Origin of the sequence: Pseudomonas sp. RC10-4-2 (assembly GCF_050433085.1) — a bacterium.
Lineage (GTDB): Bacteria > Pseudomonadota > Gammaproteobacteria > Pseudomonadales > Pseudomonadaceae > Pseudomonas > Pseudomonas aeruginosa.
Genome location: NZ_JBNPXX010000002.1, coordinates 1572437 through 1593577, shown reverse-complemented (window position 1 = coordinate 1593577; position 21141 = coordinate 1572437). Strand labels below are relative to the sequence as shown.

The 21141-nt window shown below is 67.4% G+C and carries 19 protein-coding genes; 2 read left to right on the top strand and 17 right to left on the bottom strand.

The genetic code is table 11. The features are described from left to right. Positions 1–80: 80 nt before the first annotated feature. The 13 genes from flhF to FHW81_RS15430 form a co-directional block, all read right to left on the bottom strand. The gene (gene flhF, locus FHW81_RS15490) at positions 81–1370 is read right to left on the bottom strand and encodes a flagellar biosynthesis protein FlhF (RefSeq protein ID WP_003083061.1); all 1290 of its coding nucleotides are present in this window, start codon (positions 1368–1370) and stop codon (positions 81–83) included. 83 nt (positions 1371–1453) lie between these two features. Continuing rightward, complete coding sequence (flhA, locus tag FHW81_RS15485) at positions 1454–3577, bottom strand: flagellar biosynthesis protein FlhA (RefSeq protein ID WP_003083059.1); 2124 nt, start codon at positions 3575–3577, stop codon at positions 1454–1456. A gap of 138 nt (positions 3578–3715) precedes the next feature. After that, complete coding sequence (locus FHW81_RS15480) at positions 3716–5059, bottom strand: TPM domain-containing protein (RefSeq protein ID WP_023105442.1); 1344 nt, start codon at positions 5057–5059, stop codon at positions 3716–3718. A 32-nt stretch (positions 5060–5091) separates the two neighbouring features. Next, entirely contained in the window at positions 5092–6351 is a 1260-nt protein-coding gene (locus FHW81_RS15475; RefSeq protein WP_003083057.1) for a TPM domain-containing protein, read from the bottom strand. Between the two features lie 72 nt (positions 6352–6423). After that, complete coding sequence (gene flhB, locus FHW81_RS15470) at positions 6424–7560, bottom strand: flagellar biosynthesis protein FlhB (RefSeq protein ID WP_003083056.1); 1137 nt, start codon at positions 7558–7560, stop codon at positions 6424–6426. Positions 7561–7562: 2 nt separating this feature from the next. Next, positions 7563–8339, bottom strand: a complete 777-nt coding sequence (fliR, locus tag FHW81_RS15465) for a flagellar biosynthetic protein FliR (protein WP_003083054.1) — start codon at positions 8337–8339, stop codon at positions 7563–7565. Further along, positions 8339–8608 (bottom strand): flagellar biosynthesis protein FliQ, encoded by a 270-nt coding sequence (gene fliQ / locus FHW81_RS15460; RefSeq protein ID WP_003083053.1) that lies wholly within the window; start codon positions 8606–8608, stop codon positions 8339–8341. Before fliQ ends, fliR begins: the two co-directional genes overlap by 1 nt. A 44-nt stretch (positions 8609–8652) precedes the next feature. Beyond that, positions 8653–9420, bottom strand: a complete 768-nt coding sequence (fliP, locus tag FHW81_RS15455; protein ID WP_003083052.1) for a flagellar type III secretion system pore protein FliP — start codon at positions 9418–9420, stop codon at positions 8653–8655. Next, positions 9417–9869, bottom strand: coding sequence for a flagellar biosynthetic protein FliO (gene fliO / locus FHW81_RS15450; protein WP_003083051.1), 453 nt, complete (start codon positions 9867–9869; stop codon positions 9417–9419). The genes fliP and fliO overlap by 4 nt, the downstream gene beginning before the upstream one ends. A gap of 1 nt (position 9870) precedes the next feature. After that, positions 9871–10344, bottom strand: coding sequence for a flagellar motor switch protein FliN (fliN, locus tag FHW81_RS15445; protein ID WP_003118680.1), 474 nt, complete (start codon positions 10342–10344; stop codon positions 9871–9873). A 27-nt stretch (positions 10345–10371) separates the two neighbouring features. Then, on the bottom strand, positions 10372–11343 hold the full coding sequence (fliM, locus tag FHW81_RS15440) for a flagellar motor switch protein FliM (protein ID WP_003083045.1): 972 nt from the start codon (positions 11341–11343) through the stop codon (positions 10372–10374). Positions 11344–11350: 7 nt separating this feature from the next. Then, positions 11351–11872, bottom strand: coding sequence for a flagellar basal body-associated protein FliL (fliL, locus tag FHW81_RS15435; RefSeq protein ID WP_003083042.1), 522 nt, complete (start codon positions 11870–11872; stop codon positions 11351–11353). Between the two features lie 243 nt (positions 11873–12115). Continuing rightward, positions 12116–13399 (bottom strand): flagellar hook-length control protein FliK, encoded by a 1284-nt coding sequence (locus FHW81_RS15430; protein ID WP_171893890.1) that lies wholly within the window; start codon positions 13397–13399, stop codon positions 12116–12118. A 187-nt stretch (positions 13400–13586) separates the two neighbouring features. Here FHW81_RS15430 and FHW81_RS15425 point away from each other — a divergent pair, with 187 nt between their 5' ends. Together FHW81_RS15425 and FHW81_RS15420 are read left to right on the top strand one after the other, a co-directional pair. After that, positions 13587–14174 carry a YecA family protein gene (locus FHW81_RS15425; protein ID WP_003083037.1) on the top strand — a complete coding sequence of 196 codons (588 nt, stop codon included), beginning with the start codon at positions 13587–13589 and terminating at the stop codon, positions 14172–14174. An 11-nt stretch (positions 14175–14185) separates the two neighbouring features. Next, on the top strand, positions 14186–14593 hold the full coding sequence (locus FHW81_RS15420; RefSeq protein WP_003087079.1) for a YbaN family protein: 408 nt from the start codon (positions 14186–14188) through the stop codon (positions 14591–14593). Positions 14594–14601: 8 nt separating this feature from the next. Here FHW81_RS15420 and FHW81_RS15415 read toward each other — a convergent pair whose 3' ends face one another. From FHW81_RS15415 to mexM, 4 genes are all read right to left on the bottom strand, one after another. Continuing rightward, on the bottom strand, positions 14602–16047 hold the full coding sequence (locus FHW81_RS15415; protein WP_003083034.1) for a sensor histidine kinase: 1446 nt from the start codon (positions 16045–16047) through the stop codon (positions 14602–14604). Then, positions 16025–16714: a heavy metal response regulator transcription factor gene (locus tag FHW81_RS15410; RefSeq protein ID WP_003083028.1), complete on the bottom strand. Its 690-nt coding sequence runs from the start codon at positions 16712–16714 to the stop codon at positions 16025–16027. The genes FHW81_RS15415 and FHW81_RS15410 overlap by 23 nt, the downstream gene beginning before the upstream one ends. A 103-nt stretch (positions 16715–16817) precedes the next feature. Continuing rightward, positions 16818–19928, bottom strand: a complete 3111-nt coding sequence (mexN, locus tag FHW81_RS15405) for a multidrug efflux RND transporter permease subunit MexN (protein WP_003083027.1) — start codon at positions 19926–19928, stop codon at positions 16818–16820. Further along, positions 19925–21082 carry a multidrug efflux RND transporter periplasmic adaptor subunit MexM gene (mexM, locus tag FHW81_RS15400; RefSeq protein ID WP_106120583.1) on the bottom strand — a complete coding sequence of 386 codons (1158 nt, stop codon included), beginning with the start codon at positions 21080–21082 and terminating at the stop codon, positions 19925–19927. The genes mexN and mexM overlap by 4 nt, the downstream gene beginning before the upstream one ends. Between the last annotated feature and the right edge of the window lie 59 nt (positions 21083–21141).

Here is a 21141-nt window from a genome sequence, read left to right as displayed (position 1 = left end):
ACGATGCGCCATCGCTCCCGGCCCGGCGGAAGCCACCTTCGCTTCCGTCACCCGCGCCACGCGCGGTTCTTCCCACGTCCTCAGCCGGCACGCCGCGCCGGTTGCTGGTAGAGCCCGGCGAACATCTCGGCCATGGCGTCCTCGCTGGGCTCTTCCGGTGCCTGCAGGCTCACCGCCCGGCTGACCAGTTGGTGACTGCGCGCCACCTGCAGGTCGTCCGGAATCCGCGGCCCATCCGCCAGATAGGCTACCGGGAGACGCTGGGCGATAGCCAGCGCCATCGATTCACCGAGGCTGCCCGCCTCGTCCAGCTTAGTCAGGATGCAACCCGCCAGCCCGCAGTGCCGATAGGTCTGGTAGGCCGACTTGAGCACCTGGCTCTGGCTGGTGGTGGCCATCACCAGGTAATTCTTCACGTTCAGGCTCGGCGACGCCAGTGCCTCGAGCTGCATGCGCAATGCCGGGTCGCTGGCCGGCAGGCCGGCGGTATCGATCAGCACCATGCGCTTGCGCGCCAGCGGCGCCAGGGCCTGGATCAGCGACTGGCCGGGATCGACCAGGGTCACCGGTACGTTGAGGATCCGACCGAGGGTCTTGATCTGCTCCTGGGCGCCGATCCGGTAGCTGTCCATGCTCACCAGCGCCAGGCTCTGGGCGCCGTACTTGAGGACGTAGCGCGCGGCCATCTTCGCCAGGGTGGTGGTCTTGCCGGCACCTGCCGGGCCGACCAGGGCCAGTACGCCGCCCGCGTCGAGCGGGTCCTGCTCGGGGGTCTGCACGGCACGCGACAGGTGCGCCAACAGCATGCGCCAGGCCTGGCGCGTATCGCCCACCGCGGCGACCCGCTCCAGCAACGGCTTGCTCAGCTCCGCCGGCAAGCCCATGCGCTGCAGGCGCCGCCAGAGATTGGCCTGCTGCGGACGCTGGTGCTGCAACTGGCCCCAGGCGATGGAACCCAGTTGTACCTCGATCAGCTCGCGCAGGCCGTTCAGTTCGAAACGCATTGCCTCGAGGGTCTGGCCGCCCGCCTGGGGCTTGGCCTGCGCCGCCGTCATGGACTCGGCCAGGGACGGACGCGCCGGCTTCTCCTCGGCGAACAATTGACGGTCCTTGCGCTGGGTTTCCGCCGGACGCGCCGTCAACTCGGCGCGCGCCTCTGCGATCCGCGCCTGGGTCTTGCGCAGCTCCACTTCCAGCGCCGGGTTGGGCTTGCTCGGCGCCGGCGGGGCCTGGTAATCCAGCGCCGCGGTCAGCTCGATGCCGCCGGCGACCCGGCGGTTGCCGAGAATCGCGGCGTCCGGACCCAGTTCGTCGCGGACCAGTTTCATGGCCTGGCGCATATCGGCGGCGAAGAAGCGTTTGACTTGCATTGCCCGAACCCCTCAGTTCAGTAGTCTTGCCGGCAACCTCAGGTTGCCCGGTGTGCCGGCCCTGGAGCCGGCGCAGCCCTCGTTCAGTTCTGTCCCACCGTCGCGACGATGGTGACTTGCTTGTTGTCCGGGATTTCCTGGTAGGCCAGCACATGCATGCTGGGCACCGCCATCCGCGCGAAGCGCGACATCATCGAGCGGATCGGTCCGGCAACCAGCAGGATCGCCGGCTTACCGAGCATCTCCTGGCGTTGTGCGCTCTCGATCAGCGAGCGTTGCAGCTTCTCGGCCATCCCCGGCTCCAGCAACATGCCGTCCTCGGAGCCTTGTCCGGCCTTCTGCATGCTGTTCAGCAAAATCTGTTCCAACCTCGGCTCGAGCGTGATCACAGGCAGCTCCGGCTCAAGCCCGACAATGCTTTGCACGATTGCGCGGGACAACGCGACGCGAACCGCGGCGACCATCGCGCCGGGATCTTGACTCCGTGGAGCGACGTTGGCGATGGCCTCGGCGATGGTACGGATGTCGCGCACCGGCACCTGCTCCTGGAGCAGCGCCTGCAGGACCTTGAGCAGGGTGGACAGGGAAATCAGCCCCGGCACCAGCTCTTCCGCCAGCTTCGGCGAGCTGCGCGCGAGCAATTGCAGGAGCTGTTGCACTTCTTCATGGCCCAGCAGCTCGTGGGCGTGCTTGTGCAGCACCTGGTTCAGGTGAGTGGCGACCACGGTGCTCGCATCCACCACGGTGTAGCCCAGCGACTGCGCCTGGTCGCGCTGGCCGGGCTCGATCCATACCGCCTCCAGGCCGAAGGCCGGGTCCTTGCCGGCGATGCCGTTGAGGCTGCCGAATACCTGGCCGGGGTTGATCGCCAGCTCGCGATCGGGATAGATCTCCGCTTCGGCCACGCTGACCCCCATCAGGGTCAGACGGTAGGCGTTGGGCAGCAGGTCGAGGTTGTCGCGGATGTGCACCGAGGGCATCAGGAAGCCCAGCTCCTGGGACAGCTTCTTGCGTACGCCCTTGATCCGCGCCAGCAGTTGCCCGCCCTGGTTGCGGTCGACCAGCGGGATCAGCCGGTAGCCGACTTCCAGGCCGACCATGTCCACCGGGGTGACGTCGTCCCAACCCAGTTCCTTGACCTCCTGGGCGCGCTGCGCCGGCAGCAGCTCCTGCTGGCGCTGCACCTCCTGCTCGGCGACCTGCTTGGCCTTGTTCTGCCGGTGCCAGATCCAGTAGGCGGCAGCGCCGGCCAGGGCGCCGAGGCCGATGAAGGAAACATGCGGCATGCCCGGCACGGCGCCCATGGCGATCAGGATCGCCGCGGAAATCGCCAGCGCCTTGGGCGAGGCGAACATCTGCCGGTTGACCTGCTGGCCCATGTCCTCGGAACTGGAGACCCGCGTCACCATGATCGCCGCCGCGGTCGACAGCAGCAGCGACGGCAGTTGTGCCACCAGGCCGTCACCGATGGTCAGCAGGGCGTAGACCTTGCCGGCGTCGCCGAAGGACATCGAATGCTGGATCATGCCGATGGCGACGCCGCCGATCAGGTTGATGAAGAGAATCAGCAGGCCGGCGATGGCGTCGCCGCGGACGAACTTGCTGGCACCGTCCATCGAACCGTAGAAGTCGGCCTCCTGGGCCACCTCGCTGCGGCGCTTCTTGGCTTCCTCCTGCTCGATCAGGCCGGCGTTGAGGTCGGCGTCGATGGCCATCTGCTTGCCGGGCATGGCATCCAGGGTGAAGCGCGCGCTGACTTCGGAAATCCGCCCGGCGCCCTTGGTCACCACCACGAAGTTGATGATCATGAGGATCGCGAACACCACCACCCCGACCACGTAGTTGCCGCCGATCACCACTTCGCCGAAGGCCTGGATCACCTTGCCTGCGGCGCCATGGCCGTCGTGGCCGTGGAGCAGCACCACGCGGGTCGAGGCAACGTTCAGCGCCAGGCGCAACAGGGTCGCCACCAGCAGGATGGTCGGGAACACGGCGAAGTCCAGCGGCCGCAGGGCGTACACGCAGACCAGCAGGACGACGATGGACAGGGCGATGTTGAAGGTGAACAGCACGTCCAGCAGGAATGGCGGGATCGGCAGGGTCATCATCGCCAGCATGGCCAGCAGCAGGACCGGCACGCCGAGGCTGCCGCGCCCCAGTCCCGCCAGGTTGCTGCGCACATTGCTGATCAGTTGCGTGCGATCCACTCTCGACTCCCCTGCCCTGCGTATGGCGCCCGTAGGTGGGCGCCGAACAAACTTTTGACGCCGGAATGCGCGTCGGGCGGGTCATTGCAGGAACCGTTCCAACTTTTCAATTCATTGATTGAAAAGGGTTTTCGCCAATCACCAACTACCGGAGGCGCCACCGCCGCCACTCGAGCCTCCGCCGCCGGAGAACGAGTCCGAAGACGAACTGGACGAACTGGACGACGAGGAACCCGATGAGCTAGCGTAATCGCCGCCGCGTCGACGCCCTCCCCCCGAGCCGCCGGCGCTGAAATTGCAACCGATGAGCAGCGGCAGGCAAGCGGCGGGCAGGATGATCAGCGCCTCGATGCTGTTCAGCGGGTCGTCCACCAGCAACAGCAGGCACTCCAGGGCCAGGGTCAGCAGCAGGCCGAGCAGGCCCGGCAGGTAGGCCCAGCGCCGTCCTCTGCGCAGCCCCTGCCAGGCACCGGCCAGCATCAGCAGGGTCAGTCCCAGCGAAAGCGGCACGGCCAATCCGTAATGGAGCACCGGCAGGCCATAACGGCCGTAGGCCCAGAACAGCCCCAGCGCATAGAGCACAAGAATGGCGAAGAACCAGCGGGCACCGCGCGAATACTTGAGCAACGCGCCGAAGCCGACGCCCAGGACCGCCACCATCTCCGCCAGCGCCACCATCGCCCCTGCCGGCCAGTGCCGCCCCAGTGCCAACGCCGCAGCGAGCGCCACTACCGCCCCCAGGGTCCAGTACCAGGCGCGCGGACGTACCAGCAGCGCCACCCCGCCGAGAGCGCCGAGCAGGAATGCGATAGCCAGGGTCTGCCGTACCGCGCCGGGCTCCAGCGGGTCGCGCGGCGGCGGCGGCAACGCCTCGCCGTCGATCAGTCGTACCAGGCGCTGCGCCGCCGCTTCCAGGCCGCCGGCGTAGTCTTGCTGACGGAACGCAGGGGTCATGTATTCGCGGATGATCCGCCCGGCATCGATGTCGGTGATCGTTCCTTCCAGGCCATAGCCGACTTCAATGCGCATGCGCCGGTCGTCCTTCGCCACCAGCACCAGGACGCCGTCATCGATCCCCTTGCGCCCCAGCTTCCACGCCTCGAAGACCCGCGTCGCATAGGCCTCGATGCTGTCCGGATAGGTGCTGGGCACCATCAGGATCGCTACCTGGGCACCCTTCCGGGCCTCCAGCGCGGCCAGCGAAGCTTCCAGGCGGGCACGCTCGGCGGCGTCGAGGGTCGCGGTAAGGTCGGTCACCCGCCGCGCCAGCGCCGGAACCTCCGCGGACTCGTAGCCCGCATCGCGCGCTGCCTCGGCCTCGGCGCCGACCGCCGATGCCTCCACGGCCTCCTCCTCGACATCGGACGCTGCCACCGCGACGGTGACCGGCACCGTCGCGGTGGCAACGGAGGGAATCGCGGCGGCGCAGAGCAGCATGCCGAACAGGCGAAGCATGGCGAGATAACGCGTGATTGCAGACATCCTTGTCTCCGAATGAAATGAACGGGAACCCATTACCAACTGCCCGAGGCACCGCCTCCGCCGCTGGAACCACCGCCCCCGGAAAAGCCGCCGGACGACGAGGAGGAAGAGGAGGAGGAACCGCCGCCGGAGCTTCCCGACGAGCCTCCACCACCCCCACTCAGGCGTACCTGGCCGAACACCAGCAGCCCGAGCATGAGCTGGAACGGTAGCAGGGCCAGCCAGACCAGCGGTGCGTCCAGGCCACCGGACAGCAATCCGAGCAGCAGGTAGGCCGCCAGCAACGCCCATAGTCGGCGGTGGAAACTTTTCCGCCGCTCGCGCCACAGCGAGCGCATCAGGCGGTAGTTCGACCAGCAGAGAACCGCCAGCATCAGCACCCCGGCCGGCCACAGCAGGCCGTAGATGAAGGACACCGCGCTGAACCAATGCGCCGCCAGCCCGAGCAGGGCTACATAGACCAGTACGCCGATCACCAGGTAGAAGGCCGGGCGCACCGTCCACAGCGCGCCGAAGGTCGCGCCGCCGACCAGCATGCACAGCGGAGCGACCAGCAGCACGCTCATCCATTCGCCGGAAGCGCCGGCCAGCGTGCCCAACAGCCAGCAGAGCAGCGCCCCGCCGAGCAGCCAGGGCCAGCGCAGCGCCCGGGCACTCAACAGCACTCCGGCCAACGATCCGTAGATGAAGGCGACCAGCAGCGCCCAGGCTTCCGCCGGCAATTGCCCCAGCGAGACTTTCGGCGCACCCGACGACGCGGCCGCCGGCAGCGTTTCGCCGTCGACCAGGCGGATCAGCTCGTCCACCGCGGCCTCGATCCCGCCGGCGTAGTCGCCCTCGCGAAATGCCGGGGCCATCCGCTCGCGAATGATCCGTCCGGCGACCACATCGGGCACCGCACCCTCCAGGCCGTAGCCGACCTCGATGCGCATGCGCCGGTCATCCTTGGCCACCACCAGCAGCAGACCGTCGTCGACCGCCTTGCGGCCGAGCTTCCAGGCCTGGAACAACTTGTCGGAGAAGGCTTCGATATCGAGGGTACCGGTAGTCGGCAGCATCACCACCGCGATCTGCGCACCGCGTCGCCGCTCCAGCGCCTCGAGCTTCTCCACCAGGCGTTGGCGCGTCGCCTCGTCCAGCGTGTGGGTGGCATCCACCACCCGCTCCGACAGGGGCAAGGCGACCCATTCCGCCGGCGCTTCGGCGTGCGCAGGCATCCAGGGCAGCAGCCAGGCCAGGGCGAGCAACAGGAGGACAGGCGGGAAAATACGATCAGACAAGGTTCGATCCATGAACGGCAAAGCTCTCATCCCAAGCGAGTATCGGCCAAGGCTGCCACAGCGCGGCGCGTAGCTCCAGCCAGGTCACTCGTCGCGACGCAGGTCCGGCGGGATCGGCAGGTCCTTCAACGGGCTCGGCCGCTTGCCCTTGCCGGCCTGGTACTGCTTGAGCTGGTAGACATAGGCCAGCACCTGGGCCACGGCGAGATAGAGCCCGGCGGGAATCTCCTGGTCCAGCTCGGTGGAGTAGTACACCGCTCGCGCCAGCGCCGGCGACTCCATGACCATCACCTTGTGCTCCTGGGCCACCTCGCGGATCTTCAGGGCCAGGAAATCGTTGCCTTTGGCCAGCAGCAGCGGCGCCCCGCCGCCCGCCGGGTCGTACTTCAGGGCTACGGCGAAGTGGGTCGGGTTGGTGATCACCACGTCGGCCTCCGGCACCGCCGCCATCATCCGTCTCTGCGCCATCTCGCGCTGCATCTGGCGGATCTTCGACTTGACCTCGGGCTTGCCCTCGGAGTCCTTGTATTCGTCGCGGACTTCCTGCTTGGTCATCAGCAGCTTCTGGCGGTTGTCCCAGATCTGGTAGGGCACGTCCACCGCGGCGATCAGCAGCAGGCTGCAGGCCATCCAGAAGGCGCTCCAGCCGACCACCCGCACGCTGTGCAGGATCGCCTGCTCGAGCGGCTGGTGCGCCAGCGCCAGGAGGGCGTCGCGGTCGGCGGAGAGCACCAGCAGGGCCACCGCCAGCACCACCAGGAACTTGATCAGCGCCTTGCTCAGTTCGAGCAGCGACTTGGCGGAAAACATCCGCTTCAGCCCCGACAGCGGGTTGAGCCGGCTGAACTTGGGTTGCAGGGCGTCCATCGAGAACAGCCAGCCGCCGAGGGCGATCGGCCCGACGATCGCCGCCACCAGCAGCATCAGCAGGATCGGCCAGAGCCCCTGGGCCGCCAGGTAGGCCGAAGCGCCGAGCAACTGCAGCATGCTCTCGGTATTCATCGCGGTTTCCCGGGACAGCTCGAAATTGCTGCGCATCAGGCGCAACAGGGCGCCCGCCAGGTCGGCGCCGTAGATCAGCAGGCCGCCGGCGCCGGCCATGAGGATGGCCAGGGTGTTCAGCTCCCGCGAACGCGGCAACTGCCCTTTCTCGCGCGCCTCGCGGCGGCGTTTCTCCGTGGGTTCCTCTGTCTTGTCCTGCCCGCTTTCGCTCTCGGCCATGGCTATTTCGCCCGCACCAGTTCACGGAGGAATTGCAGGGCCTCGCCGGCCAGCACCTGGTACTGGCTGAGCAGGTCGGCGGTGCCGATCCAGAGGATCACCAGGCCCAGCACCAGGGTCAACGGAAAGCCGATGGAGAAGATGTTCAGTTGCGGCGCCGCGCGGGTCATGGCGCCGAAGGCGAGGTTCACCACCAGCAGCGCGGTGATCGCCGGCAGCGCCAGCAGCAGTGCCGCGCCCATCACCCAGCCGAGCTTGCCGGCGATGATCCAGAAATGGTTGCCGCTCAGGCCCTCGCCCACCGGCAGGGTGACGAAGCTCTCGGCGATTACCTCGAACACTACCAGGTGTCCGTTCATCGCCAGGAACAGCAGCGTCACCAGCATGGTGAAGAACTGGCCGAGCACCGGCACCGAGACGCCGTTGGCCGGGTCAACCATGGAAGCGAAGCCCAGGCCCATCTGCATCGAGATGATCTGCCCGGCGATCACGAAGGCGTGGAACAACAACTGCAGGGAAAAGCCGAGCAAGGCGCCGACCAGGATCTGCTCGCCGATCAGCAGCATGGCCTTCATGCTCAGCGCGTCCACCTGCGGCATCGGCGGCAGGTTCGGCACCAGCACCACGCAGACGCCCAGCGCCAGGTACAGTCGCACCCGCACCGGCACCAGCTGGGTGCCGATCACCGGCATGGTCATCAGCAGCGCCGCGACCCGGAACAGCGGCAGCACGAAGCTGGCGATCCAGCCGCCGATCTGCGCGTTGGTCAGCTCCAGCATCAGCCGATCAGCAGCGGGATGTTGCCGATCAGCGTCTGGGTGTATTCCATCAGCTGCCGCAGCAGCCAGGGACCCAGCACGATCAGGGTGAGCAGGATCACCATCAGGCGCGGCAGGAAGCTCAGGGTCTGTTCGTTGATCTGGGTGGCGGCCTGGAACATCGCCACCACGAGACCGACCAGCAGGCTCGGAACCACCAGCACGCCGACGATCATCGCCGTCAGCCACAACGCCTCGCGGAACAGGTCGAGTGCCACCTCAGGGGTCATGTCTCTCTCCAGCGCGCCAGCGGCGCGTCAAGCCGGCGGCACCGCTAGACGGTGCCGAAACTGCCCGCCAGCGTCCCGATGATCAGCGCCCAGCCATCCACCAGGACGAACAGCATGATCTTGAACGGCAGGGAAATGATCAGCGGCGACAGCATCATCATGCCCATCGCCATCAGCACGCTGGACACCACCAGGTCGATGATCAGGAACGGGATGAAGATCATGAAGCCGATCTGGAACGCGGTCTTCAGCTCGGACGTGACGAAGGCCGGGACCAGGATGGTCAGCGGCGTCGCCTCCGGGCTGCCGATGTCGGTGCGCTTGGACAGGCGGACGAACAGCTCCAGGTCGGAGGTGCGAGTCTGCGCCAGCATGAACGCCTTCAGCGGTACCTCGGCCTTTTGCAGGGCTTCCTGGGCGGGAATCTGCTCGTTCAGGTAGGGCTGCAGGGCCTGGCTGTTGATCTTGTCGAACACCGGGGCCATGACGAACATGGTCAGGAACAGCGCCAGCCCCACCAGCACCTGGTTCGACGGCGTCGATTGCAGGCCCAGCGCCTGGCGCAGGATGGAGAAGACGATGATGATCCGGGTGAAGCTGGTCATCAGCATGACGAACGCCGGGATGAAGCTCAGCGCGGTCATGATCAGCAGGATCTGCAGGCTGACCGAATACTCCTGCTGGCCCTGGCCGTTGGTGGTCACGGTGATCGCCGAGATCGATGTCGGGTCGGCGGCCAGCGCCGGCCACGGCGCCAGCAGCAGAAGGCAGAGCGCGGCGAGCGCGCCGGCCAGGGAGATGCGCGGAGTCATGGCTTGCCCTTGGGGTCCTTGTTCAGCAGCTCCAGCAGGCGCTGGGCGAATTCCGGCGTGGCCGGCTCGCCGTCCGGCAGGTGTACCGGCTCCTTGAGCACGTGCAACGGCGTGATCCGGCCGGGCGTCAGGCCGAGCAGGATCTGCTCCTCACCGACCTGCACCAGCACCAGCCGGTCGCGCGGACCCAGCGGCTGGCTGGCGAGGGTGCGGATCAAGCGGTTGCCTCGCGGACCGGCCTGTTGCACCCGGCGCACCAGCCAGGCGAGCAGGAAGATCAGGCCGATCACCAGGCCCAGGCCGAGCACCAGTTGGGCCAGTTGCGCGGCGGCGCCGGAAGCGGCGCCCACCGTCGGCGCGGCGGCACCCGTCGTCCCCTCCGCGGCGCACAGCGGCGCGCTCAGCGAGGCGAGTGCCGGCAGGAAGCCGGCGAACAGGTAGCGACGCATGTCAGCGCAGCTTCTTGATGCGTTCGCTGGGACTGATCACGTCGGTCAGGCGGATGCCGAACTTCTCGTTCACTACCACCACCTCGCCGTGGGCGATCAGGGTGCCGTTGACCAGTACGTCCAGCGGCTCGCCGGCCAGGCGATCGAGTTCGATCACCGACCCCTGGTTGAGCTGCAGCAGGTTGCGGATGCTGATGTCGGTATGCCCGACCTCCATGGAAATGGTCACCGGGATGTCCAGGATCACATCCAGGTTGGGCCCCTCCAGGCCGGAAATGGTCGGTGCCTTCGGCGAAGCGCCGAACTCTTCCATCGGCGCCCGCGGGGTACTCGACTCCGCCACGGGAGTCGCGCCGCCCTGGGCCATCAGCGCATCGATGTCGTCCTGGCTGGCGTCGCCCGCCTCGGCCAGCGCCGCCGCCCACTCGTCGGCCAGTGCCTGTTCCTCGGTGGTCACTTTTTCTTCGTCTGCCATGGTTCGTCTTTCCTCCGGGGGAAGCGGTCAGCGCGAGCGCTCGACCGCTTCGAGAATCTGTAGCGCCAGGTTGCCCTTGTGGGCGCCCAGCTTGACCTTGAAGGCGGGCACGCCGTTGGCGCGCATCACCATGTGTTCCGGCATCTCCACCGGGATCACGTCGCCCGGCTGCATGTGCAGGATGTCGCGCAGCTTGAGCTGGCGGCGGACCACGGTGGCGCCGAGCGGTACCTGGACGTCCAGCACGTCCTCGCGCAGGGCCTTGATCCAGCGCTCGTCCTGGTCGTCGTGGTCGGACTGGAAACCGGCGTCGAGCATCTCGCGGATCGGCTCGATCATCGAATAGGGCATGGTGATGTGCAGGTCGCCGCCACCGCCGTCCAGTTCGATGTGGAAGGTGGAGACCACCACCACCTCGCTGGGACTGACGATGTTGGCCATGGCCGGGTTGACCTCCGAGTTGACGTACTCGAAGTTCATCTCCAGCACCGCCTGCCAGGCTTCCTTCAGATCGACGAAGGCCTGCTCCAGCACCATCCGCACCACCCGCAGTTCGGTCGGGGTGAACTCGCGGCCCTCGATCTTGGCGTGGCGGCCGTCGCCGCCGAAGAAGTTGTCCACCAGCTTGAACACCAGCTTGGCGTCGAGGATGAACAGCGCGGTGCCGCGCAGCGGCTTCATCTTCACCAGGTTGAGGCTGGTGGGAACGTACAGCGAGTGCACGTACTCGCCGAACTTCATCACCTGCACGCCGCCGACCGCGACGTCGGCCGAACGGCGCAGCAGGTTGAACATGCTGATGCGGGTGTAGCGGGCGAAACGCTCGTTGATCATCTCCAGGGTCGGCATGCGGCCCCGGACGATGCGGTCCTGGCTGGTCAGGTCATAGGACTTGACCGATCCCGGCGTCGCCTCGACTTCGGTTTCCACCAGGCCATCGTCGACGCCGTGCAACAGCGCGTCGATTTCATCCTGGGAAAGCAGATCTTGCACGGCCATGGGATACCTACTGCAGCACGAAATTGGTGAACAACACTTGTTCGATAGCCAGTTGGCCGGTTTCCTTCTTGGCCAGTTCCTGCAATCCAGCGGTCGCCTGCTGGCGGAGCATTTCCTTGCCCACCGGAGTCACCAGCGAGTCGAAACTCTGACTCGAGAACAGCATCACCAGTTTATTGCGAACCAGCGGCATGTGCTCGCGCAATGCGTCCATCTGCGCCTTGTCGCGCCCCATCAACGCGACGCCGACCTGCATGTAGCGCTGCCGGCCGTTCTGGTTGAAGTTGACGACGAAGGCCGGCGCCAGGATCTCGTAGAGCGCCGGCTGCTTGCCCGGCTTCGCCGCCTCGCTGGCGACTTCCTCGGTCTTCTCGGCCTTCAGCGACTTGCTGAGGAAGAACCAGGTGCCGCCCACCGACAGGCCGATCGCCAGCAGCAGGCCGACCACGATCAGCAGGATCAGCTTCAGCTTGCTCTTGCCGCCGCTCGGAGCCCCCGCGTCGGCGGGTGTCGCCTCTTTCTTAGCCATGCCAAAAATCCGTCGCTATAGCGTCAAATGAAGGGTTTCACAGGGGCAGAGCAAGGGTTGTGCCATTTCTGCAACGCCGCCCCGCCTCCTGGGACCAGCCCCGGAGGGCTGTCCGAGATGATAGACGGCGCGGATATTACAGCCTGGCCACAGGAAATCATCCCCGTCTTTTGCGAAATTGCCCGCTCCGGAAAAAGAAAGGCCTCCCGCAGGAGGCCCAAAGGGGAAATGCAGTCGTTCGCCTCAGGCGTAGTAGTCGACCAGACCGCGCGCCGCCGACGCACCCGGCCGGCTGCGGATCTCGCTGACTCCGGCGAGGGTTTCCTCATCGCCCGAGGCCTCGCCGGCCAAGCCGCGTCCGCGCGCCGATCCGCCCTCGCCCTGCTGCTGGCCCTGCCAGCCCCGCGCCAGCGACTGGTCGGAGACGTTCACGTCGAGCTGGTTCATGCCCTGCTGGCTGAACATGTCGCGCAGCCGGTGCATCTGGCTTTCCAGGGCGTCGCGAACGCCGGCGTTGGGACTGGCGAAGGTCACCTGGGTCTGGTCGGCGGTCATGTGGATGCGCACGTCCAGGCGTCCCAGCTCGGCGGGGTCGAGCTGGATCTCCGCCGACTTCAGGTTCTGGCTGGACATCCACATCACCCGGTCCACCACCGCCTCGCTCCAGCCGTTCTGCTGCATCGCCACCGGCTGGCCGGGCACCGTGCCGTTCACCGGACGGTTGGTCAGGGCCTGTTGCGCCATGGCCTGAGTCAGCCCGTTGAGCTTGGCCGCGAAAGGTTCACCGCGGGGTTCCGCCTTGCTCTCCAGCAGGCTCTCGGAGGCGGCGCTGGCGACGGCCGGCTCGGCGGTCTGCTGCAACTGGGCCTCGAGCGCCTTGCCGTCGACGGCCTTGGTCAAGGAATCCGAGGTCAGGCCGGCAAGGGCATCGCCGAGGTTCGCCTGGCGGGGATCGGCGCTCTTCGCCGGCCCGCCTTTCGCCGTCTGCGCGGCGTCCTGGGCGCCCTGCTCCAGGGCCATGTTCACCGCCGGCACGCCGTTGAGCTTGAGCAGGGTCGGGTCGCTGCTGGCTTCGGTAAGGCTGGCCGGAGCACTGCTGGCCGTCGGCACGGCCGGTGGCAGCAAAGTCGCCTGGGTATTCTCGTCGAGCAACGGTACGGCACCGCCGAGGCCGAGCAATTGCAGCGGATCGACCGGCGTTTCGACTTTATCTTCGCCGTCGGCCTTGACCTGGCCGTCGGCCGGCAAAGGCTTGCCGTCTTCGGCAACGGCCGGCTGCCTGGCGGCATCCGTCGGCTGCGCTTCGACGGCGTCCTTGCCGGCGTCCCGTGGCTTGTCCCGCGAACCCTTGGAGGGACCGTCGGCGCGCTCGGCGGGCTTCTTCGCGGTCTCCTTGGCATACATGTCGGAGAAGCTGGAAGTCTTGTCGTTACTGGGCTCAGGCGTTTTCTGCTGGCTCTTCGGCGCAGCGGCCTTGGGCTTTACATCAGGCGTCGGCGGCAACAACACACCAGGGGCGACGGCCATGGGAATTCTCCATTTGCGAAGGGATTGCATCGTGGCTTGCGCAAGGGATGGAGCAAGGTCCGGGCCAACTTCGCCGAGAGCGTCCGTGAAACGCTCGCCAGGGCGCCGCAGCAGGCACGCTCGCTTTGCCCGCAGGTCCCGTCTGGACTACAATCCAGAGCCGCATCCCTCCCGAGGTAGTACCCTGATGTCCTTCGCCGAAAAACTGTCCCGTCTGCAAGCCTTCCTCGATGCCGATGACCTGCACGAAGAAGCGCTGGACTACGTGGCGACCCACGGCTACCTGACCGCCCTCTCCATCTGCCCGGAGCAGGTGCCGGAGCGGGAGTGGATCGACGCCCTGTTCGCCGAACCGCCGCACTACCGCAGCGATGAGGAGCGCCAGGAGATCGAGACTTCCCTCGAGCAGCTCAAGGCGCACATCACCCGCGTGCTGGCCAGCGACGAAGACCTCGAGCTGCCCTGCGACCTCGACCTCGGCGACGAGCCGGACGACTCCGACCTGCGCGGCTGGTGCATCGGCTTCATGGAAGGCGTGTTCCTTCGCGAGGAAGTCTGGTTCGAGCAGGCCGAGGAGGAAGTCAGCGAGCTGCTGCTGCCTATCATGGTCGGCTCCGGCCTGTTCGACGAGCAGCCCGAGTTCGACGAGATCGCCCGCGACCGCCACCTGGTGGACGACATGGTCGCGCAGATTCCCGACCTGCTGACCAACCTGTTCCTGCTCTGCCAGGCGCCGGAAGAAAAGCCCGCCCTGCTCAAGCCGCGCACGCACTAAGGAGCGCCGCGGTGGCGCAGCGGGAAATTCGCCCGAGCGCTCGTGCCTGGGTGCGCTATAGCCTCCAGGCCGTGGGTTTCCTAAGCGTAGCCCTGGGCGTGATCGGCATCTTCCTGCCGGTGCTGCCGACCACGCCTTTCCTGCTCCTCGCGGCGGCCTGCTTCATGCGCAGCTCGCCGCGCTTCTACCACTGGCTGGTCGGCCATCCACGGCTCGGCCCGTGGATCCGCGACTATCTCGACGGCGAAGGCATCCCGCTCAAGGGCAAGGTCTACGCCATCGGCCTGATGTGGGCCAGCATCGCCCTTTCCTGCTACCTGGTCCGACGCCCCTGGGCCCAGGGCTTCATGCTGACCAGCGCGGTACTGGTCAGCATCTATATCCTCCGCCAGAAGACCCGCCCGCCGCACGACGCCTGATGGCCCGCTCAGGACAGCGCCGGATCGCCCTCGCCCAGCGGCAAGCGGTCGCCGGGCCCGCGCCGCTCGGGGCTCAGCACGGTGAAGCCGAAGGTGTTCCAGCCGTCCGCGCTGTCGACGAACACCGAACCGCCGTGCATGCTCGCCACCGCCTTGACGATGGACAGGCCGAGGCCGTGGTTGGCCTCGCTGTTGCTGCGCGCCGCGTCGACCCGATAGAAGCGTTCGAACAGGTGCCTGCGGTGCTCGTCGGCGATCGGCACGCCGGGGTTGCTCACCGCCACCCGCACTTCGTCGCCGCGCCGCTCGACGCCGACCCGCAGCGTGCCGCCGGCGGCGGTGTGCTGGGCGGCGTTGTACAGCAGGTTGGTCACCGCCCGCTGGAACAGGGCGCGCTCGACCAGCGCGCGGGCCTCGCCGCGCACCTCGATACCGACCCCGGCCTCGTCGAAGATCACCTCGAGGAAATCCACCGTGGTGGCGATCTCGCCGGCCAGCGAGGTTTCCTCGCGCTCGCAGGCCAGGCGTCCCTGGTCGGCGCGGGCGAGGAACAGCATGTCGTTGACGATCGCCCGCAGCCGCTCCAGCTCCTCCAGGTTGGATTGCAGGACCTCTTCGTAATGTTCGCCGCTGCGTTCGCGGGACAACGCCACCTGGGTCTGGCCGATCAGGTTGGTCAATGGCGTGCGCAGCTCGTGGGCGACGTCGGCATTGAACGACTCCAGGCGCACGTAGGCCTGCTCCAGGCGGTCCAGGGCGCCGTTGAACGCTCCCACCAGCTCGCGCAGCTCGGCCGGCAGCGGCGAGAGCTGCAAGCGCTGCGACAACTGCCGCGGGCTGATCCGCCGGGCCTCCTCGGACAGCCGATGCACCGGCCACAGGCCCAGGCGGGCGATCCAGTGGCCAAGCAACGAGGCCAGCAGCACACCGAGGGCGGACAGGCCGAGCAGCCATTTCAGGGTGGAGGTCCGCGCCTCATGGAACGCCGCGCTATCGATGGCGGTGACGTAGGTCAGCCGCGGCCGCCCCTCGCGCGCCGGCAACACGCCGACCCGCGCAGTCAGCGCGTACCGGTGCTCCGGCAACTCCAATTCGTAGCGGCCGGCGCCATCGGCGATCAGCCGCTGCACCGGTTCGCTGAAGCGCCCGTAGTGATAGCGCGGGTCGTCGCTGTCGATCCAGAAACGGATCAGCTCGTACTCCTGGCTCAGGTTGTCCAGCTTGCCCTGCAGGTGCGGCCAGCGCTCGGCCAGGTCGGGATGGTCGAGCATCCGCGAGACCATGTTGAAGCGCACGTCCACCTCGCCCTGCTGCAGGCGCTCGGTCTGGCGGTCGAGGATGCAATAGAGCATGGTGCCGATGAGGGCGAAGATCACCACCGCGGCGCCGGCGAACATTCCCGCCAGGCGGGTCGACAAGGACATGCCCACCTCAGCCCGACTCCGCCAGCGCACGGTTCTCCAGGACGTAGCCCATGCCCCGGATGGTATGCAGCAGCTTGTTCTCGAACGGACCGTCGAGCTTGGCGCGCAGGCGCTTGATCGCCACCTCCACGACATTGGTGTCGGTATCGAAGTTGATGTCCCAGACCAGTTCGGCGATCGCCGTCTTCGACAGGATCTCGCCGCTGCGCTGGGCCAGCACGCAGAGCAGCGCGTACTCCTTGGCAGTCAGCTCCAGACGGGTGTTGCCACGGAAGACCTTGCGGCTGAGCAGGTCGATGGACAGGTCGGCGATGCGCATCTGCGAATGGCTTTCATGGTTGCCGCCGCGCCGGGTCAGGGCCTGCAGGCGGGCGACCAGTTCGAGGAAGGAGAACGGCTTGATCAGGTAGTCGTCGGCGCCCTCGCGCAGCCCGCGCACCCGGTCTTCCACGCGCTCGCGCGCGGTGAGCATGATCACCGGGGTCTGCCGCCGCTCGCGCAACGCCCGCAGAACGCCGTAGCCGTCGACGCCCGGCAGCATCACGTCGAGCACGATCACGTCGTACTCGCCATGGAGCGCCAGGTGGCGACCGTCGATGCCGTTGTCCGCCAGGTCCACGGTGAACCCCTGTTCGCTGAGGCCACGGTTCAGGTAGTCCGCCGTCTTCGCCTCGTCCTCGACAATCAGTACCCGCATCTATCGCCCGATCCTCTGTTCGCCTTCGCATCCCGGGCGGGACGCATGCCTGCCTGCATCCTAGCCACGCGCCGCCGTCCAGGAAAGCCGCGTCCGTTACGCCTCATGTCGCCGTCGCCCCAGCGGTTCCGCCGTCCGAGGTCGTCGTCCCGCGCCGGTGGAACAGCCGCTCCAGGGCCAGGTATACCACCGGCGTGCTGAACAGGGTCAGCACCTGGCTCACCAGCAGCCCGCCGACCACCGCGATGCCCAGAGGCTGGCGCAGCTCGGAACCGGTGCCGAAGCCGATCATCAGGGGTATCGCGCCCAGCAGCGCGGCCAGGGTGGTCATCATGATCGGCCGGAAACGGGTCAGGCAGGCCTGGTAGATCGCCTGCTCCGCGCTCATGCCCTGCTCGCGCTGGGCGACGATGGCGAAGTCGACCATGAGGATGCCGTTCTTCTTGACGATGCCGATCAGCAGCACGATGCCGATCAGCGCCATGATCGAGAAGTCCTGGCCCCAGGCCCAGAGCAGGAACACCGCGCCGATCCCCGCCGAGGGCAGGGTCGAGAGGATCGTCAGCGGATGTACGAAACTCTCGTAGAGCACGCCGAGGATGATGTACACCGCGATCAGCGCGGCGAGGATCAGCAGCGGTTGCGAGGCCAGCGAGCTCTGGAAGGCCTGCGCCGCGCCCTGGAACACGCCGATAATGGTCGAGGGCATGCCGATCTCCTCCTGGGCGCGCTGCACCGCCTGCACCGCCTCGCCGAGGGACACCCCGGCAGCCAGGTTGAAGGACAGGTTGACCGCCGGGAACATGCCGTTGTGGTTGATCTGCAGCGGCCCGGAGCGCGGCGCCGCGACCTTGGCGATGGCCGACAGCGGGACCATCTCGCCGCTCAGCGGCGAGCGCAGGTAGAACCAGTCCAGGCTTTCCGCGCGGCCGCGCTGGCGCGCATCGAGTTCGAGGACCACCTTGTACTGGTTGACCTCGGTCTGGTACTCGCCGACCTGGCGCTGGCCGAAGGCGTCGTAGAGGGTCTGGCTGACATCCTCGGCGCTGAGGCCGAAACGCGCCGCGGCCACCCGGTCGATGTCCAGCGCGGTGACGCTGGCGCCGACCTGCAGGTCGTTGGACACATCCATCAGCCCCGGCACCTGCTTCAGGCGCTCGGTGAGGCGTTGCGCCCAGAGCGCCAGCTGGGTGCTGTCGCTGCTGCGCAGGGCGTACTGGTACTGGGTCCGCGAGGGTCCGGAACTGAGGTTGATGTCCTGCGCCGCGCGCAGGTAGAGCATGATTCCCGGCACCTTCGCCAGTTGCGGGCGCAGCCGGTCGATGAACTCGCCGACCGAGACATCGCGCTCGCCACGGTCCTTGAGGACGATCCAGAAACGTCCGTTGGCCAGGCTCTGGCTACCGCCGGTGACGCCCACCGCATGGTTGTAGCTCTGCACCGCCGGGTCGCTGGCGATGATCTCGGCCAGTTGCCGGTGCTTGGCGACCATGTCGTCGTAGGAGATATCCTCGGCAGCCTGGCTCGTGCCGAAGACGAAGGCGGTGTCCTGCAAGGGGAAGAAACCCTTGGGAATCCCGACGTAGCCGGCCACCGCCACCAGCACGGTAAAGGCGAAGCCGACCAGCATCAGCCGCTGGTGCCCGAGCGCCCAGCGCAGGCCGCGCTCGTATCCGCCGGTCAGCCATTCGGCGAAGCCCTTTCTCGGCGCGTCGGCATGCCGCAATGCCGGCATGAAGCGCGAAGCCAGCATCGGCGCCAGGGTCAGCGAAGCGAGCACCGAGATCAGGATCGCCACCGTCACGCTGACCGCGAATTCGCGGAACAGCCGGCCGACGATCCCGCCCATGAACAGCAGGGGAATGAACGCGGCGATCAGCGAGAAGCTGATGGAAATCACGGTAAAGCCGATCTCCGCCGCGCCCTTGAGCGCCGCCTCGACCTTCGAGGCGCCCGCTTCCAGGTGTCGGTGGATGTTCTCCACGACCACGATGGCGTCGTCGACGATGAAGCCGACGGCGATGATCAGCGCCACCAGGGTCAGGTTGTTGAGGGTGAAGCCGAGCACGTACATCGCCGCGAAGCTGGCGCTCAGGGACACCGCCAGCACCGTGGCGACGATCAGGGTCGCCGACAGCTGGCGGAGGAACAGGCCCATCACCAGCACCACCAGGCCAATGGTCAGCAGCAGGGTCAGTTCGACCTCGTGCAGCGACGAGCGGATGGTCCGGGTGCGATCGTTGAGCACGTCTACCTCGATGGTCGCCGGGAGCATCTCGCGCAGGCGCGGCAATGCGGCCTGGATCGCGTCGGCGGTATCGACGATGTTCGCCCCAGGCTGGCGGAGGATCACCAGTGCCACCCCGGGCACACCGTTCGGCCAGGCCTGCACGTAGTCGTCCTCGGGCGCCGAGACGATCCGCGCCACGTCCTTGAGGAACACCGGCGCGCCCTGGCGGTAGGCGACCACCAGGTCGTCATAGTCGCTGGCGTTGAACAACTGGTCGTTGGCCGCGAGGGTCGACACCCGCCCCTCGCCGTAGAGCGCGCCCTTGGCCAGGTTGACGCTGGCCGACTGCAACGACTGGCGCAGGTCGGCCAGGGTCAGCTGGTAGGCGGCGAGCTTTTCCGGCTGGGCCTGGATGCGGATCGCCGGGCGCTGCTGGCCGACCACGAAGATCTGCCCCACGCCGTTCACCTGGCTGAGCTGGCGGGCGAGGATGGTCTCGGCGTAATCGCTGAGTTCGATCAGCGGCATCATCTCCGAGTTGACCCGCAGGATCATGATCGGGCTGTCCGCCGGGTTGACCTTGCGCCAGGTCGGCAGGTTCGGCATGTCCACCGGCAGCCGCCCGGCCGCGGCGTTGATCGCCGCCTGGACCTCCTGGGCGGCGACGTCGATGCTCTTGTCGAGGCTGAACTGCAGGGTCAGGGTGGTGGTGCCCAGGGCGCTGCTGGAAGTCATCTCGGTGATCCCGGGAATCGCGCTGAACTGCACTTCCAAGGGGGTGGCCACCGACGAGGCCATGGTTTCCGGGCTACCGCCGGGCAGCAAGGCGTTGATCTGGATGGTCGGGAAGTCCGCCTCCGGCAACGGCGCCACACCGAGCCGGAGGAACGCCAGCAGCCCCAGCAGCAGCGAGGCCAGGGTCAGCAGCGCGGTGGCGATCGGGTGCCGTACGCACCAGCCGGAAATCCCGGCGCGCGGCGTCACGGCTGCCGCTCCGCCGCCTGAGCCAGGCTCGGGCGCGGCTCCTGGATATCGACCAGGGCGCCGGGCATCAGCCGCGAGTGGCCGTCCACCACCACCTGGTCACCGCTGGCCAGGCCTTCCACCACACTGAGGCCGTCGATGTCCTGGAGCACCCGCACTGGCACCGCCTCGACCCGGTCGGCGGCGACCCGGTAGACGAAATTACCCTCCAGGCCGCGGCGCACCGCCTTGCTCGACAGCACCAACTGGTCGCGCCGGACCCCGGTGTGCAGGCTCACCGCGACGAACTGCCCGGGCCAGAGCCGGGCCTGGCGGTTATCGAAGGAGGCGCGCACGCGGATGGTGCCGGTGGAACTGTCGATCTGGTTGTCGATGGTCAGCAACCGGCCCTCGCCCAGCGCGCTCCCGCCGTCGCGGCTGTAGGCGCGCACCGCCGCCTCGCCGCCGAGCAGCGCCTGCAACTGGGGCAACTGTTCCTGTTGCAGGGAGAAGACTACGGAGATCGGTGCGATCTGGGTCACGCTGAACAGGCCGAGACTGTCGCCGACCCGCACCAGGTTGCCGACATCGACGTTGCGGATACCGACCTTGCCGGATACCGGCGAGGTGATCCGGGTGTAGGACAGGCGCACCCGCTCGGCGTTGATGGTGGCATCGTTGGCCTTCAGGGTCGCGCGCAACTGGTCGACCGTCGCCTGCTGCTGGTCCAGCAGTTGGCGTGACACCGCACGCTCGGCATACAGGCTGCGGTAGCGTTGCAGGTCCTGCTCGGCGGATTTCAGCTGGGCCTGGTTGCTCGCCCTGGAGGCCTGCGCCTGCTCCAGCGCGGCGACGACGGCGCGGTCATCGATGGTCGCCAGCAACTCGCCCGCCTCGACCATCTGCCCTTCGCTCACCAGCAGGCGGGTCAACTGGCCGTCGATCTGGGTGCGGACCACCACGTTGTGCAACGAAGTCACCGTACCGATGCCGCTGACCTGTTGCTCGACGTCGCGCCGCTCCACCCGCGCCACGTTCACCGGGACCCTGGCCGGCGCGGGCGCCGCCTTCGCCCCGGCGTCGCCGCCGAGCCATGCCCAACCGCCGAAGGCGACCAGGCCCGCCGCCAGCACGCCCACCAGGACCCGCCCCCCACCACTGCGCAACGCCTGCATCTGTCCACCTTTCCCAGTCGCCGGCCTCGCGCGGCCGACTTCGTTCTTCTTTATAAGCA